The organism is Paenibacillus borealis (assembly GCF_000758665.1).
GTDB lineage: Bacteria > Bacillota > Bacilli > Paenibacillales > Paenibacillaceae > Paenibacillus_AQ > Paenibacillus_AQ borealis.
Genome location: NZ_CP009285.1, coordinates 5,660,922 through 5,678,773 on the forward strand (window position 1 = coordinate 5,660,922; position 17,852 = coordinate 5,678,773).

At 54.0% G+C, this 17,852-nt stretch carries 13 protein-coding genes; 3 read left to right on the forward strand and 10 right to left on the reverse strand.

Annotation, left to right across the window (positions count from 1 at the left end):
- Positions 1 to 30: 30 nt before the first annotated feature.
- The 3 genes from PBOR_RS24320 to PBOR_RS35690 all read right to left on the reverse strand — a co-directional run bounded on the left by PBOR_RS24320 (position 31) and on the right by PBOR_RS35690 (position 4,291).
- The gene (locus PBOR_RS24320; protein WP_042216166.1) at positions 31 to 1,353 is read right to left on the reverse strand and encodes an ABC transporter substrate-binding protein; all 1,323 of its coding nucleotides are present in this window, start codon (positions 1,351 to 1,353) and stop codon (positions 31 to 33) included.
- A gap of 105 nt (positions 1,354 to 1,458) precedes the next feature.
- The gene (locus PBOR_RS24325) at positions 1,459 to 2,520 is read right to left on the reverse strand and encodes a response regulator transcription factor (RefSeq protein WP_042216168.1); all 1,062 of its coding nucleotides are present in this window, start codon (positions 2,518 to 2,520) and stop codon (positions 1,459 to 1,461) included.
- Positions 2,513 to 4,291, reverse strand: coding sequence for a sensor histidine kinase (locus PBOR_RS35690; RefSeq protein ID WP_052429622.1), 1,779 nt, complete (start codon positions 4,289 to 4,291; stop codon positions 2,513 to 2,515). The genes PBOR_RS24325 and PBOR_RS35690 overlap by 8 nt, the downstream gene beginning before the upstream one ends.
- A 190-nt stretch (positions 4,292 to 4,481) precedes the next feature.
- Here PBOR_RS35690 and PBOR_RS24335 point away from each other — a divergent pair, with 190 nt between their 5' ends.
- Positions 4,482 to 5,117, forward strand: a complete 636-nt coding sequence (locus PBOR_RS24335; protein WP_042216170.1) for a TetR/AcrR family transcriptional regulator — start codon at positions 4,482 to 4,484, stop codon at positions 5,115 to 5,117.
- Between the two features lie 13 nt (positions 5,118 to 5,130).
- A complete protein-coding gene (locus PBOR_RS24340; RefSeq protein WP_042216172.1) occupies positions 5,131 to 6,405 on the forward strand; it encodes an MFS transporter in 1,275 nt (424 codons plus the stop codon).
- A gap of 150 nt (positions 6,406 to 6,555) precedes the next feature.
- Here PBOR_RS24340 and PBOR_RS24345 read toward each other — a convergent pair whose 3' ends face one another.
- Positions 6,556 to 7,071: a stalk domain-containing protein gene (locus PBOR_RS24345; RefSeq protein ID WP_042216174.1), complete on the reverse strand. Its 516-nt coding sequence runs from the start codon at positions 7,069 to 7,071 to the stop codon at positions 6,556 to 6,558.
- A gap of 227 nt (positions 7,072 to 7,298) precedes the next feature.
- On the opposite strand from PBOR_RS24345, the gene PBOR_RS24350 reads away from it, so the two are divergent.
- Entirely contained in the window at positions 7,299 to 8,723 is a 1,425-nt protein-coding gene (locus PBOR_RS24350; RefSeq protein ID WP_042216175.1) for an alpha/beta hydrolase family protein, read from the forward strand.
- A gap of 603 nt (positions 8,724 to 9,326) precedes the next feature.
- On the opposite strand, the gene PBOR_RS24360 is transcribed toward PBOR_RS24350, so the two are convergent.
- From PBOR_RS24360 to PBOR_RS24385, 6 genes are all read right to left on the reverse strand, one after another.
- A complete protein-coding gene (locus tag PBOR_RS24360; protein WP_081972162.1) occupies positions 9,327 to 11,756 on the reverse strand; it encodes a glycoside hydrolase family 31 protein in 2,430 nt (809 codons plus the stop codon).
- A 36-nt stretch (positions 11,757 to 11,792) separates the two neighbouring features.
- Positions 11,793 to 12,716 (reverse strand): carbohydrate ABC transporter permease, encoded by a 924-nt coding sequence (locus PBOR_RS24365; RefSeq protein WP_042216177.1) that lies wholly within the window; start codon positions 12,714 to 12,716, stop codon positions 11,793 to 11,795.
- A gap of 16 nt (positions 12,717 to 12,732) precedes the next feature.
- Positions 12,733 to 13,656, reverse strand: a complete 924-nt coding sequence (locus tag PBOR_RS24370; RefSeq protein WP_042216178.1) for an ABC transporter permease — start codon at positions 13,654 to 13,656, stop codon at positions 12,733 to 12,735.
- 541 nt (positions 13,657 to 14,197) lie between these two features.
- On the reverse strand, positions 14,198 to 15,481 hold the full coding sequence (locus PBOR_RS24375) for an alpha-amylase family glycosyl hydrolase (protein ID WP_042216179.1): 1,284 nt from the start codon (positions 15,479 to 15,481) through the stop codon (positions 14,198 to 14,200).
- Positions 15,474 to 16,091 (reverse strand): LacI family DNA-binding transcriptional regulator, encoded by a 618-nt coding sequence (locus PBOR_RS24380; protein WP_052429623.1) that lies wholly within the window; start codon positions 16,089 to 16,091, stop codon positions 15,474 to 15,476. Before PBOR_RS24380 ends, PBOR_RS24375 begins: the two co-directional genes overlap by 8 nt.
- Positions 16,088 to 17,692 (reverse strand): extracellular solute-binding protein, encoded by a 1,605-nt coding sequence (locus PBOR_RS24385; protein ID WP_042216181.1) that lies wholly within the window; start codon positions 17,690 to 17,692, stop codon positions 16,088 to 16,090. Before PBOR_RS24385 ends, PBOR_RS24380 begins: the two co-directional genes overlap by 4 nt.
- Positions 17,693 to 17,852 lie beyond the last annotated feature (160 nt).

A 17,852-nucleotide genomic window follows, 5' to 3' on the forward strand; every position in this document is an offset into this window, starting at 1 on the left:
TATCACTCCTATGCTGTTTCTGGGAATCCCTTAATTGCCTGCTTTTACCGCATTAGCCCAGGTCTTGTCGAGCGTCTTAATGAATTCCTCCTGGGTTACCCCCTTGGTGTAATAGCTCTGCAGCAGCTTGGCTGTCTCATCGGTTACGCCGTTCGGGAGTGACAGATCCAGATAAGCCTTGCCTTCGGAGACATAAGAGCTGGCCTCGGTCACCCAAGGATAGGTATTGTAGGTGTGCTGCTTCGCGACCGGATTAAATTTCAGCTCCTCGAACAGCGCCGAAGAATCCTGATCGTCGAGCACATAATTCACCAGATCCAGCGCCACATCCTTGTTCTTGCTGTTAGGGGATACTGCCAGAGATGTCGAGGTCGCCAGATTGATCTGTGTAGCCGCGGGATCGTTGCTAACAGGCAGCGGAGCCACACCAAATTCCATATCAGGATTGGCTTTGAGTATGGACTCAGCCTGCCACGGTCCCTGTACCCACATCGCCGCTTTGCCGCTCGCAAAATCTGTAGAGCCTGCCGCACTGCCCACCTCAAACGGCTTATCCGTGCCGCTCTCCATAATCAGATCAATAATGTTGAAGACATCCTTCACATCGGCATAAGAGGCTTCACCTTTGTTCATCTTCTCCACCCAGTCCGGGTGCTCAGAGGATACGATGCCTCCAAGAGACAAGGCCATCATCAGCTGCGGAATCCAGGATTCCTGGAAGCTCAGCTCAAACGGCTTAATCCCGGCCCCATTCAGCTTGTCAATCGCCGCCTTCATCTCTTCCAGCGTCTGCGGCGGCTGAATGCCGAGCTCGCTGAAGATCTGCTTGTTGTACAGATACCCCCAGGACAGGCTCTCCAGCGGCAGGGCTACAACTTTATCATCATAGGTGACGGTCTGCCGCACACTGTCGTACAGCTTCGGTACAAAGTCCTGATCCGACAGATCACTCAGATAACCTGCCTTGTAATACCGGGGCACATCCGCAATCGCATGGAGGGTGAATACATCCGGCGCATCATTTGAGGCCATCCGGGTCTCCAGAATCTGCTTCGCCTGATCCGGATTCGGCATCTCCAGCTTCACGGTGACATCAATATTTTTGTCCGCCAGCTCCTTGGCCTTGAATTGCTCGAAATACTTATCGAACTGATCCTTGAAGCGCGGGAAGCTCATGAATACCTTCAGCTCAACTTGCCGAGCCGGGCCTTCAGTCGCTGCTGCTGCCGCACTTTCCGCAGGCTTACTGCTTGCACTCTCACTTGGCGTATTTCCATTTGAACCGGAGCTGCACCCCGATACAATCCCCAGGACAAGCATCATTGTCATTGCTGTATTAAGCGCTTTCTTCATCTCTGTTACCCCCTTCGTTGTGTTTGCTTCTTTAGTGTAGGGGATATAAGGGGCCGCGTCTTTTGAGGATATTAACATCAGGAGTTGCACTATATTGATGCGCTTTCATTTCTCATTCCGCAGCTCGCCGGGGGTAATGCCGAAGTGTTTCTTGAAGACACGGTAAAAGTACGCCAGATCCTCATAACCGCAGAGTCCGGCAGCATCCTTGATCGGCATGTCACGAACGGCAATCAGCTCTCTCGCCTTCTCCATGCGCAGGCGCGTGACCCGGTCGAGTACTGTCTCTCCCGTTGCAGCCTTGAAGGCGCGGCTCAGATGCTCCTTGGTGACCAGGAAATGCGCGGCAATGCCTTCCAGAGACAGCGGCTCCTGAAAGTGGCCGCCGATATAATCCTCTACCTCCGCCAGATCCAGCCTGATGCGGTTCCTGCGCTGCTCCAGAATCAGGTTGATGATCTCCGAGAAGTGATCACCCAGCCCCGCCGCCATCGCCTGGAACGACGGCCACAGCTTGTCCGGCGTATCCGCATCCGCCGCCGCTAATCCCCCGCTTGTCTTCCCGGCTTCTCCGGCAAGCAGCAGCAGATCACGGGCTGTCCGTTCAATCATCGCTTCCAGCTGATGCTGCGGCACTGAACGCTCCAGCTCCCGGGCCAGCTTCTCCAGCTCTTCCCTCGCCGCCTGTTTGTTCAGCGCCAGCAGCTGCTCATAGATCCGCTGGCGGTAGGCGAGATAATGCTCCATCAGCGGTTGATCCATGAGCATCAGCGGCGATCCGGTTAGGCGCTGCCGTTCCCGCTCCTTCGCGCACTCGGAGAGAACGTTATTCAGCTCCGCCCGGTCCACCGGCTTCAGCAGATATTCCACCGCCTTCGAGCGGATCGCCTGCTTCAGATAGACGAAGTCGTCATACCCGCTCATCACAATAATCTGCACCTCCGGATACTGCCGCTTCAGCCTTTCCAGCAGCTCGACCCCGTCCAGTCCGGGCATCCGCATATCGGTAATTACAATCTCGGGATGAAGCTCCTCCACCAGCTCAAGTCCTTCGATTCCGTCCTCCGCTTCGCCGATTACCTGCATTCCGTGTTCTTCCCAGGCGCCGAGCGATTTCACGACCTGTCTGGACCAGGGCTCATCATCAATAATCAGAACCTTAAGCATTCCGCTCTTCCCCCTCTGCGGCCGCGGGCCACTGGATGACAACCAGTGTTCCCGCTCCGGCCTTGCTGTATATTTTCATTCCATATTTCTCTCCGAATTGCAGCACCAGGCGCGAATGGACATTGTGCAGGCCGATGCCCTTTCTCCGCCGGGGATGCTCCGCCGCAGCGGGATCAGCCAGCATCGTAACATTGCCCCTGAGTGCTGCCCGGATCTCCTCCAGCCGCTCCGGCGTCATGCCGACACCTTCATCCTTAACCATGAACACGGTGCGGCTGCCGACCGTCCTGATCCGGATCAGGAGCTTCCAGTGACCGCGCTGCGGCTGCAGGCCATGCTCAAAAGCATTCTCCACCAGCGGCTGCAGCGTGAAGCGCGGCAGCAGGCTGGCGCGCGAGAACTCATCTGCCTCAATCACTACCGTACAGCGCCCCAGGAAGCGGTTCTCCTGAATGAACACATAATTGCGCACATGCTTAAGCTCTTCCTCCAGCTTCACCAGGCCGCCTTCATTGCTGATGGAATAACGCAGCAGATCGCCAATCACCCGGGTGATGTTATAAATATCATCGGCATTCCTCGACAAGGCCATTCCCCCGATCAGCTGAAGCGTATTGTTCAGGAAATGCGGATTGATCTGGGCCTGCAAGGCGAGCAGCTGGGCATTCTTAACCTCAATCTCCTGGCGGTACTCGACTTCAATCAGCTCCCGGATCCGTTCCATCATTGAGTTATAGCCGCGCTCCAGCAGCCCGATCTCATCGCGGCTCTGCACGGAGTGCTGCTCGAAATTGCTGACATGCGCCTTGCGCATTGACACCGCCAGGCTGACAATCGGACGGGTAATCCGCAGGGAGAACAGGATGGACAGCAAAATGGAGGCGATCATGAAGAGTCCGCCGGTCAGAAAGCCGGCAGCAATCGTAGGCCGTGCGCTTCTGGCAACAGTGGACAAGGGGATGGCCTTCACAACGGTAAGCTGGCCGTCTGCCACCTTCTTCATGAAGAAGAAGTAGCCGCCCTGCTGCCGGAATTCCAGTTCTTGATCAGAGACGGCAAGTTCCTGCAGCCGCCTGCCGATGTCACTGGAGCTCTCGGAAATCGTCGAGCCGGAGAGCAGCTCCCCCTCATCATTCAGCAGGAAGACCGAGCTCTCGTCTTCCGACTGGAGAATATGGCTGACCTCTTCCCACACCTCTGTGTTGATCCGCACACCTATACCTCCGAGCAGCCGGTGATCCTCGAACCGGTTAATGCCGTGATAGGCATAGATGCCGCTGCCGTTCTGCTTGAAATACATATTGACCGGCCCGCGCGACAGCCGGCTCCAGGGGCCCTCGTGTATATCCAGCGGGGAAACGCTTCCACTATTCACGAAGTCAACGGAAATCGATTTAAATTGGTCATGCATATACAGTGTCAGCTCGTCTACCTTCCGGGAGTTCGTATAGAACTGCGAGGTTATGGCTTCGCGGATATTGTTCAGCGAACGGTACTGGACACTAATGTCCGGGCTGTCCGTACCCGTTAGCCCCGCCATAAGCTGCGGGTTAATCTGCAGGGTATAGAACAGGGTATCCAGCTGTTCAATCAGCTCATCCAGATACTGGTCCGCCCACTGCATCCGGGAGTCATTCGCATTGATTATTTCCTTCTCCACGGATTGCCTCGTATTGTAGGTGGCAATGGTGGTGACAGTGAGGACCGGCAATGTGGTCAGGCAAATCATGATGACCAGGAGCCGGACCCGGAGACTTGTCCGCTTCATCATAGGCAGATTCCTTTCCGTGAAGCTGGATTGCTTTTACCGTCAAAATATAGCATGACAATACGGTGCTGACAATATTGCTGGTTAATCAGAAGAATTCATCCTGCTTTCAATTACCGCTTGTTAAATGACACGCGTGTCATTATAATATAAATGACGCATGTGTCATTTATAAAAAAAGGGGGGAAACGGAATGTCACCCAGAATATCCGGTCAGCAGAAAGAAGAACGGCGGAAAAAGATCCTGGATGCGGCCAAGCTGGTGTTCATTGCCAAAAGTTATGAAGCGGCTACCTTCAAGGATATCCTTGATGAAACCGGAATGAGCCGCGGCTGGATCTATTTGTATTTTCAGACCAAGGAAGAGATCTTTGAGGCGCTGCTGGATCAGCAGGATGGTGAATATGAGGCCTATACAGCAGCCCTGTTATCGTCGCACTCTGGGGTATGGGAAGTCATCCGGCAGTTGTACGCCGATCAGCAGGCTGACCTTCTGCAAACGCCGGGCGGAAGTTTCCTGCCGGCCTTCTATGAATATTTCCTGGGCGGTTCAAGGGATGAACGGCGGCGAAGCCTGCTGCTGAAGCGGTACGAGACCGGAATTGCACGGTTTGCCGCACTGCTGCATATAGGCGTAGAGCGCGGGGAGTTCAGCCCGCTTCTGCCGCTGGCGCAGCTGGCAAGAATTACCGCCTCTTACCAGGAAGGAATCATGACCCATACCCTTGCCGTAGGGCCTGAGCTCGCACACACGGAATTCCAGATTAAAGCTCTGCTTGAATATCTGGAGCAATTGCTGAACCCCGGGCACCGCCCGGCTGAAGAATAGGAGGCCCCGCCACATGTCCGCACTCTTCCGCAATCCCGTCTTTACCAGGCTGTTCCTGGCCGCCTTCGCTTCACAGCTCGGGACAGTTGTCGGGAATATGGCCTTTGCCTATTATCTTGTGGACCATTTCAGCACGCGTCCGGCGCTGGCGGCAACGGCTGAACTGATGTATTCCTTGCCGACGCTGGCCGTGTTCTGGCTTGTCGGAGTCATCGCCGACCTGCTCGACCGCAAGAAGATTGCCGCTTACAGCGACTGGATCCGGGCCGGATTAACGCTGCTGCTCCTGGTGTGCCTGCATTTTGAACTGCTGACCTTATGCTTTCTGCTGTTGTTCCTCCGCAGCGCCGTCGCGAAGTTCTTCGGTCCCGCCGAGATGGGCCTGCTGCAGGGCAGCATCGGACAGGAGCAATATGTTCAGGCAGCGGGCCTGAACCAGATGATTATGGGGCTGTTCATGCTGTTCGGAATGAGTCTGGGCGCAGCAGCTTACCGGCTCCTCGGCATTGAGGGCGCGATTCTGATCGATGCGCTGAGCTTCATTATCTCCGGACTCCTGATCCTAAGCTGCCGGTTCACAGCTGAAGTGCGGATGCCCGGCGGACACCACGCACTGCGGGATATCCGGTTTCCGCAGCTGCTTAAGGATTTCCGTGAAGGGCTGCGTTATATCCTCGGGCACAAGCTGCTCCTTACACTCATCTCCGGCTTCCTGTTCTTCGGCATCGTCAACGGCGTGTTTGCCGTCCTGCCTATTTTTGCAATGAAATACAAGCTCAGCCCGGATAACTATATGCTTCATGCCTCGCTGATTACCCTCTGCCTGGGCACCGGCTTCCTGATCGGCAGCCTCGCCGGCTCCCCGTTGATCCGCCGGTTCACACGCTCCCAGGTACTGATCTTCGGATTGCTGTTATCCAGCCTGCTGATCATTGCCCTGGGCTCGGCGGACACCCTCTGGATCTATCTTCCGCTCGTTCTGATCGAAGGCATCTGCATTGCACCGGTGAATATCGCCCTTGGCAGCTGGCTGCCGGAGCTGGTCATCCCGCAGAACATGGGGCGTGTCAACGCGCTGATTGAGCCCGTAATGATGCTCGGGCACTCCCTGGCGCTTGGTTTTGTGGCAATTGCCTTTCCGGCCGTCGTGTCAATCACTTGGCTGCATTACATTCTGGGCATATGCACCCTGCTGGTCAGCGTGTATTACGGGTTCGCCCTGCCTCCGCTCGTCCGCAGACTGGCCCTGCCTAACGGGAGTTCTTCAGCCGCTGACATTGCAGGCTAAGGACGTACAAGATAACTGTTTTTTAGATCGAATGCACAGCAAAAAGGATGCCCCCAAGCCCATGATCCATTACATTCGGCTTTAGGGACATCCTGTCTCAATTTTCATGCTTCTTTATTCTTCCTCATGCTTTTTCACAGCTGCCTCAGTTTATTTCTGCAGCTCCAGATCCTTTTGCTTCAGCAGGTCAGCGTATTCCGCTTTGTACTGTTCCAGCTTCAGCTTCAAGTCAGCGCTGTCCGGACTCGATTTCAGCAGGCTGCTGGTGGCCAGGATATTATTGACTGCGGTATCAATTTTAGCGTCGATAACTTCAATCTTGCTCTTGGTCACGGTTAAGGCGGGATCAGGTGTAGCAATCGGCACAGGACCAAGAATAGCATTCTTATCGCTTGAGGAAGAAGCGCCTCCCTCTGTCTTTTCATCCAGGCTGATCGTTTTGCCTTCTACGGAAACCTTGAATCCAGCTAATTCCCCGATTGCACGGACGGGTGCATAGCTTTTGCCGTCAATTACTATGGCCGGATCGGCCAGCTTCTTCCCATACACCTTCACGGTATACTCCGCCTGAATTGCCTTTCCTACCAGTGTTGCCGAAGCGCCCAGCGCCTGCGCACCCACCATCAGTATCGCCCCGGCAATGAATCCGGCAGCAATCTTTTTCATAAGAAATTCACTCCCCGTCAAAGACTCTGACTACTATTCTACCATTTTACAGCCGCCTGTGCCGCCATTTGCGGGTGATTCCATTGGAAACGCCTGTCCGAAGAACCCTTTTAACCCAAATTTAAACCCGGCAGATACCGGTATTTAACCTTCCATATGTACACTTTAGAAAGGCTGAATCTATGAAACATGCGGTCTTACTGTGGTTGTAAATATAGGAGGTACATATGAGAGTATTGGAGATTATTTTGACTGTGTCCGCATTATTATCAATGTTCAGCTTCGTGTCAGGCAAGGGCGTTCTCAAGGTAAAAATAGCATTAACTGCGGTTAGCGGCACATTGTGTGCGGCACAGCTTGGGTTCGAAGGGTACCGCTGGCAAATGGCGGGCGTGTATGTAATTGTGCTGCTTGGCATGATCCTCCGCATTGCAGGCATAATCAGAGCCCGTTCGCAGAAGCTGTTATCCACTGGCCAAAAACCCGGGAAATCTGCATTCCGCCGATTGAAAAGCAGCTGTGCAATTGCAGGTATACTCGTGGTGATCGGCTCGGCATCACTGTCTTCCATGATCCCGGTCGTGGAGATACCTGCTCCTTCAGGGCCATTTACCGTTGGAATGCAGACTCTTCATCTCACGGACAGCAGCCGCTCCGAAACTCAGACCCCTGATCCGGAGGATTCCCGGGAGCTGATGGTATATGTCTGGTATCCGGCCGCAGCGGGGAATGGTCGCCAGACTGCGCCATTGCTGCCTGGTGATAGACAGAGCAACCGGAGGCTGATGTCCGCTTTTGCCGGATCATGGGGAATTCCATCTTTCATCCTCGATTATTGGGCGTATATTCATACGAATGCTTACCGGAATGCGGACTGGCTGCGCTCAGAAGGACCTTATCCGCTGATCCTGATTAATCATGGCCTCGGAACCTCCAGCCTGCTGTATCATACCTCGCTTGCAGAGAACCTGGCGTCGCACGGTTATATTGTAGCGGCCGTAGATCATACCTACAGTACAGCAGCTACCTTGTTTCCAGACGGCACAGTTACCGGGTTCAGCGACTCTTTAAGTGCCGATAATTTCATAGCAACAGGAACACGGCTGGGCAAAACATGGAACGACGATAACCGCTTTGTCCTCAGCCAATTGAAGCAGCAATTCGCCGATTACATAGATGCTGAACAAATCGGGATGGCAGGACACTCCTTCGGTGGAGCGGCTGCGTACGAGGCGATGTTCTCCATTCCAGAGCTTAAGGCCGGAATTAATCTGGATGGAAGCTTGTATACCCTCACAGGTCCGTCCCCGGGTAAACCGTTTTTGTTCATAGAGTCAGAGGATTACTATAAGCGGAAGAAGCAGATTGCAGATCCGGATATCGATGCCGAGGAAAAAATAATGAATAATGCCGGGCTTAACGGGGGCGGCAAGCTCTATATCAAAGGCACAGCACACTTCAACTTCACAGACCTGCAGCTCTATTCAAGCCTGCTGAAGTACACCGGAATGACGGGCAGCATTGACGTTAGGCGAAGCAACAAAATTATGAATCAGCTTGTGCTGGATTTCTTCAACGAACATTTGAAAGGAATTCCTCGGGATACAGGTGATCCTGCGGCTGCCGGGTATGATGAGGTGGTTAGGCCTTAATCTCCTTGGAACACAAATCGCTAGCTTGCTGGTTACTTCTGGCTTGGTTCTTACTTGCTTGGTTCTTACTTGCTTGCTTCTGGCTTGCTTCCAGCTTACTTCTGGCATGCTTAGCCCTTACACCTGTTCCTTGCGGACTGTACCGCGCTTATTTTCATTCCTGGGCATAATTCGCCGGGCTAACGGACTCCAGCGCGCTTATTGCCTCTCCATGGAGCCGATTACCGGTGAATCTTGGCAAATAGCTGCATCTGTGTCCGTTAGCACTGAAAAACGATGCTTTTCGAGGAAATAAGGTCTCCTCAGTCCGTAACAGCTGTACCATGTGACAAGGCTGCTAATATATGCTAGAAACCGCTAGAATTCCCCGTATCCACTCGATCAGAATCTTAACTCTCCATCCTGAATGCATGACCTGCCCAGCTTCAAAAAGCCCCCTACGAATTTCCCCGTCTGCTATAACGGGGAATTCATAGGGGGACAAACTAAACACTCCATGCTTAATGTTCATGTTCATGTTCATGCCTCATGTTCCATGTTCCATGCTTCACATTTCGCGCTTCACATTATACTCCGCGCTTCACATCCGGAGACGCAGCCCGCTTACAGCCGGGCCGTCACAATCTCACAAATCGCACCATACAGCGCCGGCTCCAGCTCCAGAGAAGCCAGCGCTGCGAGCGCCGCCGCAGGACCCGCTGCTTCCTTCACCATCCGCCAGATTTGCTCCTTATGGTCGAACCGGATCTGCGCACGGTTTAGCAGGGCAAATACCTCTTCCTCCACCCGGTTCACCGCAACCCGCGCCGCGGTGAGCGTTACCTCCAGCATCTCAGTCACCTCAAGCTCCGGCACAGTCACGGTCAAGGTATGCGAAGCCTCATCATACTTGGTTTCGGCCGCAACCGCTGCTCCTCCTCCAGCCTGGACTGTCACCTCCGTCTCAGCACAGCTCATGAAGACCAGCTTCCAGCTCCGCCGCTCCGGCACCACCGCAGTATTGCCCTGCGCAGGCTGAATGGTGAAGACTCCCGACTGTCCGGTTTGTCCCCATGCCAGGTTCATCCCGGTAACACACCAGTTCCCGTCCAGGTCTTCCGCAGTGTCACCTGCGTCCTCCCAGAGCTGGAACTGGCCGTCTGCTCCGGCGAACACCCGCACCTCCAGCTGCTCCGGATTGTCCACAGATGACGTATACCTGCTCAAATCAGCCATCGGCACGATCGCCCCCGCCTTCGCCAGCACCGGAATCTGCTCCAGCGTGCGGTACAGGGACAATCTTCTGCCTCCGTCATACACTCTTCCGCTGAAGAAGTCGGTCCACAGGCCTTCCGGCAGCCAGGCTTTGAACTCCGCGACACCCGTCTTGCCATTCACAGGCCGCGTAATCGGACATGCGATCAGCTCCGTGCCGAAATAATACTGATTCGGCACCTCATAAGCTTCACGCTGCTCCGCGTGATGGTAATACATCGGCTGTACCAGCGGAAGTCCTTCCCGGCTGGCGTAGCGGTTCATCGTATACAGATAAGGCAGCAGGCGGTGCCGCATACGCAGGGATTCCTTCATGGCCTCCCCGGCAATCTTGTTGAACCGCCAAGGTTCCTTGCTGTTGAACGGACTGGCTGAGCTGTGCAGGCGCAGCAACGGGGAGAACACACCGAACTGCACCCAGCGGAGCGCCAGCTCATCGTCGAGATACCCGCCCATGTGGCCGCCGATATCATGGCTCCACCAGCCATACCCGGCGTTGGATGCATTGGCCGTGAAGTAAGGCTGGAAGTCCAGCGACTCCCAGGTGATGATCGTATCGCCGGAGAAGCCCACCGGGTAACGGTGGCTGCCAAGACCCGCATACCGCGAGAAGGTAAGCGGCCGCTTCCCCCGCCGCCCGCTGTCCAGATAGTGGTAGTGGTTCAGCATCCACAGTGGATCAAGACCCGGAACCTTGGTAATCCCGCCCTGCTGCCAGTCGATCCACCAGAAGTCCACGCCCTCTTCCTCCAACGGATGATGCAGGAACTTGAAGTAGGCCTGCAAGAACTGCGGATCCGTAATATCAAACTCCACCGCCTCCCCATGCTCCGGGTCGATGCCCAGCTCAGCCGCAATTGCCAGATAAGGCTCCTCGAAGGCCCGTACCCCGTCAGCGGGATGGACATTCAGCGTTACGCGCAAGCCCCTGCCATGCAGCCAGGTCAGAAAACGCTGCGGGTCCGGGAACAGCTCCCGGTTCCAGGTGTAGCCGGTCCAGCCGCTGCCGTACTTCGGATCAATATCGACCAGATGCCAGTCCATGTCCATCACGGCCACGGAGAACGGAAGCTGCTCCTGCCCGAATCGTTCGATCAGCGACTTATATTCTTCCTCGGTATACCGGTAATACCGGCTCCACCAGTTGCCAAGCGCATACCGCGGCAGCAGCGGAGTCCTGCCGCACAGCCGGTAGAAGTCCTTCAGACACTTCAGGTATTCATGTCCATAGCCGAACAGGTACAGATCGATTCCCTCCTGCTCCCGCTGCTGCACGGTCCCGTCTGCTTCCAAGAGCAGAGAACGGCTGTCATCCACCACCGTAACGCCTCCACGCGACAGCAGCCCCGGCTCCAGCGGAATAGCGCCGTCGGCATTATCCAGCGTGCGCGCCGTGCCGCCAAGGTCCTGCACGGTGTCACCATAATGCCACACACTCATCAAATGTCCGGATGCATTCCTCACCTTCACGCTCAGCCCATGACGTGAGAATGGCGCTTTGTCATAGGTGAGCTGCAGCCGGTCCGTCATAATTTCCAGCCTGTTTCCGAGATCGTTCACCCGGAATTCAGGGACCTGGAACTCACGGTTCATCACCATTTGGGTCGCCCGGTCTTCGAAGCCCCCCTGCGGACTGTACTCCATCCGGATCAGCGCCGGAGTAAGCACCGTGAACCGGTAGCAGTCACCCTTAATGACTGCACCCGCACTTGCGGCAGGTTCAGATGCGAACCGTAAATGTTCCGGCAACGGCAGCAGCTCTTGAGTTGTTCTATTCATTGATAAACCTCATTTCTGCGTATATAAGCAATCTGTCTATTCCTTCACGGCACCGATCATGACACCTTGATTGAAATACTTCTGAACGAACGGGTACACACACATAATGGGAACGGTAGCAATGATAATGACGGAGTAACGCATCATATTGGCCAGACGCAGGGCAATCTGTGCCGCTTCACCGCTGCCCATGCCGGACTGCATCTGATTCGTGATCAGAATGTTGCGGAGAATCAGCTGCAGCGGATACATGTTCGGATTCTTCAGATAGATCAGGGCGTTGAAATAGGAGTTCCAATACCCGACGGCAATCCACAGGCCGAGCACGGCAATAATCGCTTTGGACAGCGGCAGCACGATCTGCAGGAAATAACGCAGATTCCCGCAGCCGTCAATCTGCGCCGCTTCCCACAGGTCTCCCGGAAGGCTCGTCTGAAAAAAGGTCCGGGCCACAATAATGTTGTATACGCCGACCGAGAACGGCAGCACCATAACCAGGAAGGTATCATACATATGGAAGTCCCGGATCGTCAGGAAGGTCGGAATCAGCCCGCCATTGAAGAACATGGTGAAGATGAAGAACAGCGAGAGGATTTTGCGTCCGGCCAGATCTTTTCTGGACAGCGCATAGGCTGCCGATATATTCACAACCAGACCGATCGCGGTCCCAACCACCGTGTAGAGGATGGTATTCCGGTAGCCGATCCAGATATTTTTATGCCGCAGCAGCTCCTGATAGCCGTCAAGCGTGAACCCGCTGGGGAACAGCCAGACCTTACCTCCCGCTACAGCGGACGGATCACTGAATGAAGCAATGACGATGAAATACAGCGGATAGATCAGGATGATCAGAAACAGGATGGCGATAACATACATAATAATTTCCATTACCGAATCCGAGGACCGGTTATTTTTGATTTTGCCAGTTCTCTTGCTGGCTGCAGGCTCTAGTACTCCCATTGTGCTGCTCCCCTTTCTACCACAGGCTGTTTTCACTAAGTTTTTTGGAAAGCTGGTTTACCATGATCAGCAGAATAAAGTTAATAACCGTATTGAACAGGTTGATCGCCGACGAGAAGCTGTATTGACTGCTGAGCAGACCTATTTTGTAGACATAGGTGGACAGAATCTCACTGGAGGTGATATTCAAATCATTCTGCATCAGATAAACCTTCTCGAAGCCTACGCCCAGCAGGCCGCCTACCCGCAGAATCAGCAGCGTGATTGCCGTCGGCATCAGCATCGGGATATCGATATAGCGGACTTTATTCCAGCGGCTGGCCCCGTCCACCGTTGCAGCTTCGTACAGGCTCGGATCGACCGATGAGAGCGCGGCAATAAAGATAATGCTGTCCCAGCCGACATGCTGCCACACATCCGACCAGACATACACACTGCTGAAAAGTGAGGTCGAGCCCATCAGATCGGGAGCCTCCCCGCCGAACAGGCTGTACAGATTACCGACCAGCCCGGTGCTTGGCGAGAGCAGAATCATCATCAGGCCCACCATTACGACTGTAGAAATGAAATGCGGCATATACGATACGGTCTGAAAAAAACGTCTGAACCGGTTCGGCCGCATCTGATTGACCATTAGCGCAAGGATAATCGGGATCGGGAAGGTGATCAGGCTGTACACGCTGATAATCAGCGTATTCTTGATCGTGTTCGAGAATTGATAGGAATTGAAGAACTTGTCAAAATACTTGAATCCCGCCCACGGGCTGCCGTCAATTCCCAGCGCCGGGCTGTAATTCTTGAAGGCGATAAGTACCCCGTACATCGGTTTATATGCGAACAATAACGTAAGCACAACTGCCGGAAGCAGTAATAAATACAGCCCCCAATTTCGTTTGATCTGTCCGATGGCTGCTGCCGGACTGGCCTGACCGGATTTCATTGAAACCCCTCCTAAAAGTTTGAGTTTGTAGCATAAGCTTCTGTTCGACTTCGGCAAATTCGCTCCAGCAGCATACGCTTATCTATATTTTCATTCAGTATACCTGCCACCGGCCGTTCCAGCCGGACCTCCTCACAGCGTTAACCGGACTTTCGGCGTCTGCAGGAGAGCGCCTCGAGGTGCCCGTTACCCGGGAGATACTAAGCCAGACGGTATGCAGACTTCCGCTGACGTTATCCGGACTTTTGGGGCAGAATCCATGTTTCGGACACCTGACCAGAGAATAAAAGCTCACGGAAGACTAATCCGGCAGCATACCACGAACCAGGCTAACCCCATCCACCGTTCCCGGTGGGATTAAAGGGATTTATCCCTTTATTTTCCTCTTCCCGCCCACTTCTGGCGCATTCAAAGGGATTTACCCTTTCAACAAAAATACCGCCCTGCAGCAGACATCGGTGCGGGACGGCATTTTCTCAAAAGGCAGCTTGAAGCTTGCTCACACTGCTTATTTAAAAGATTTATATATTGCGGGTTTCACCTAAGCTTCAATAATCACCGGCTGGCCGCTGCTGTGCAATTTCCCCTCAACCACGGTTACCCTGCTGCCGTCAATCAAATTGACATAATCTCCATCCGGAAGCTCCAGCTCCACATCCGCCTGCCTGCCTCTCAGGCTGAAAACTCCAGCCAGCTTCTGCTCTCCCCAGGTATGAATGCCGCAGACAATTCCGTCTTCTTCATGTGCCGTCAACCGGCAGACACCTTGGGCCATAATTTCTGTGTGCTTAATAGGATACAGTGCCTTGAAGAGCCAGGACAGGTCCTTGCCCGTATTCCAGCTGACAGTACATTTGTCGAACAGATCTGGACAGAGCTCATTCTCCGTTTCCTGTCCGCCGTAGATCAGCGGCATGCCCTTCTGGAAATACATGAATGCCGTCCAGTTGATCAGCTCATTCTCTTCCGGGAACAGCGCTTTGGCCCGCGGCCGGTCATGGTTCTCCAGAAACCGCAGCTTCACATAGTTGCCGGGAAAGATATATTCCTGCGCGTTGATCTTCTCGACATAGCTGCCCAGTGTACAGCTGCCGTTCAGATACCCTGTGAAATACGGGTATACATCATAGTCGTAGCAGGCATCAAACGCCTGGAGCACCTCGCTGTCGGACAGACTGACCATGCCCCGTGAACGGAGATGCATTGTGAAGTCCGGTTCGATCGATTCGGCCAGCCACAGACAGCCGGGATTGACCGCAGCCACCTCTTCCCTGGCGCGCAGCCAGAAATCCAGCGGCAGCAGCGGAGCAACATCACAGCGGAAGCCGTCTACCATGCCCGCCCACATTTTTAGCGATTCGATCTGATAATCCCACAGCTCCTGATTGTTATAGTCCAGATCCACAATGTCGCCCCAGTCGCCTACACGGTTACCGAGCTTGCCTTCCAGAGTTCTGTAGAAGAATTCAGGGTGATGCTCCACCAGCCAGGAGTCGGGGGAGGTATGGTTATAGACCACATCGATGATGCATTTCATCCCGTGCCCATGAATGGCCTCCGTCAGATTCCGAAAATCCTCCAGACTGCCCAGCTCCGGATTAATCTCCCGGTAATCCTGATTGGCATAAGGACTGCCGAGCCCGCCCTTGCGGGCCGCGAGGCCAATCGGATGCACAGGCAGCAGCCAGATGATATCCACGCCCAGCGCTTTGATGCGCTCCAGATCCTTTTCCACCGCTTTGAAGGTTCCTTCTTCGGTGTGATTGCGCACATAGATCGAATAGACCACCTGATTGCGCAGTGTTACTTCCGTTAATTTAGCCATACTTACACTCCCAGTTGTTATGCCTGATCTGCTCAATCAACTGCCGGGCAGCCGTGGTTCCCAGCTCATATCCCGCCCTGACCAGCTGCTGCGCAGCCTCAAAGGCGGCTATATTCTGCTGCGCACCCACACTTATAATGCCTTCGCCGCCGCAGCGGCTTGCCAGGACAAAAGGGTAGCCGCTGCTCTGCAAATACCCCATCACAGCCTCTTCCCCGCTGGATGGCAGCAGAATCACACCGTCTACGCGCTGCCCCTTCAAGAGACCAGAGACAGCCTCCAGCTCCTCCTGCTCATCTGCACCTGTACAGATCTGGATGTCGTATCCCAGGCTGCCCGCCTCCGTTATAATTCCGCGAATGGTCTCCATAAATATCAGGCCTAGGATAGCCTGCCCATAGGATCCCGGCAGCAGAATACAGAGGCAATGGGCTGACTTCGATACCAGACTTTTTGCGATGATATTCGGTGTGTATCCAAGCTCCTCCATCACCTGCTTCACCTTGCGCGAGACTTCCTCCCTGACCGCCGGCCGGCCGGATAACACCCGGGAGACCGTGGAGATGGAGACTCCCGCTCTCCGGGCGACTTTTTTCATCGTAACCGTCATTTCACGCTGTTATAACGTCTGTATGCATCCGTGCGGATCTTCACCAGCTTATCCAGACCCATGTCGTTCAGCTTCTTCACATAAGCATCCCAGCTCCCGTCGATATCACCTTTGCTGATAAACTGTGCACGCATCGTGTTCACATAAGTATCAATATCCGTGGTCAACGTTGGAAGCTCTTCGAACTCCTCGGAGGTGTACATTACGTTAGGGAACGGTGTAGTTACATATTCACTGCCCAGCTTGTCGAGCTGCAGCTTGAGGCCGTCACCCGCTTCAGGGTTGAGTACGATTTTCTGTTCAAAGGACGGGCTGACATATTTCGGTCCGAAATCCCGCAGGGACTGATCCCAGTACCAGGCATCTGCGCTGGTTCCGGCTGGCGGATCCATCAGTGTATAGGTATCGTCGGCATTTTTCTGGATAACCGTTCCAATCGCACCCCAGAAGTTCTGGATACTCGCTTCATTGGTGTAGAACTGGTCAGCCCAGCGTGCGGCAATTTCCGGTGTTTTGCAGGAAGAGGTGATCAGCAGCTCATTGCGGTTCAGGCTCATCCCGATCGGATTACCGATGGTGTAACGGTTGCCGTCAGGTCCGGCAATCGGCGGAATCGTTACATACTGGTCGCTCCATTTGCCGAATACGGCATCCGGCGTCCACTGGTAGGTGAAGCCGACGATTGGAGCGTCCGGGTTCTGGAACTTGGCCGAGATCATCGTAGCATCCTGGGTGAACAGCTCTTTGTCGAGCAGACCTTCGGTATAGAGCTTATTCTCCCATTTCATGCCTTCCTTGTACTCTTCCGTTATCGGATAATATACAGCCTTGCCATCTTTAACCAGCATGTTGTTGGTGTTCAGGTCGGCAATTCCAAAAGGACTGATGATATCATTACTTACTTCGATATACGGAATTTCATCCGCCTTGCCGTTTCCGTTCGGGTCCTGCTCCTTGAAGGCTTTGAGCACGGTGTAGAGCTCGTCAATCGTTTCCGGAACCTTCAGGCCCAGCTTGTCGAGCCAGGTTTTGTTGATGACCGGCTGGCGTGAGCTTTTCGGACGCGAAGGCAGTCTGGTTGGCATGGAGTAGATTTTACCGTCCGGGAAGGTGCTGATCTTCTTCATATCCGGTGTTTCTTCCATCGCAGCCTTGAGATTAGGCATATACTGATCAATATAATCATCCAGCGGACGGAAATAGCTGAGATTGTTCACGATATCGGAGTCGGTGAAGGTCTGATCGCCCAGCACGACATCCGGCAGTGTGCCGCTGGCCAGCAGGATGGATTTCTGTTCAGCCCAGTCGTTAGAGGACATGACCTGCCAGTCGATTTTGACATTGGTATTCTTCTCGAGATCAATCAGCCATTGGTTCTTGGTGAAGGTATCGCCCATGCTGCCCCAGCGTACCGTCAGTACCTTAAGCGTTACCGGTTCCTTGACAATCGGCAGGCCTTCTTTATTGAAGCTGTCAGTGTTTACAGCCGCCGTGTTATTCTCCTTGTTGCCGCCGCATCCGGCCAGTCCGACAAGCATCGCTGCAGCCATTAGTGAGATGGCCCACTTCTTGGCCACCGGCTTCCTGTTCTGTTTAACCATTCATAATCCCCCGTTTCGGTGTATTAGATCCTTTTGACATCCCTAATGATACCCGCTTGCTTCTCCGCATTCCGGACAATAACGCCCTGTTATTCGGACCTATGCATCCGCTTACATTATTTAGGGAAGCCAGCCCCCGGTTTCAGGCGTTTTTCATGAC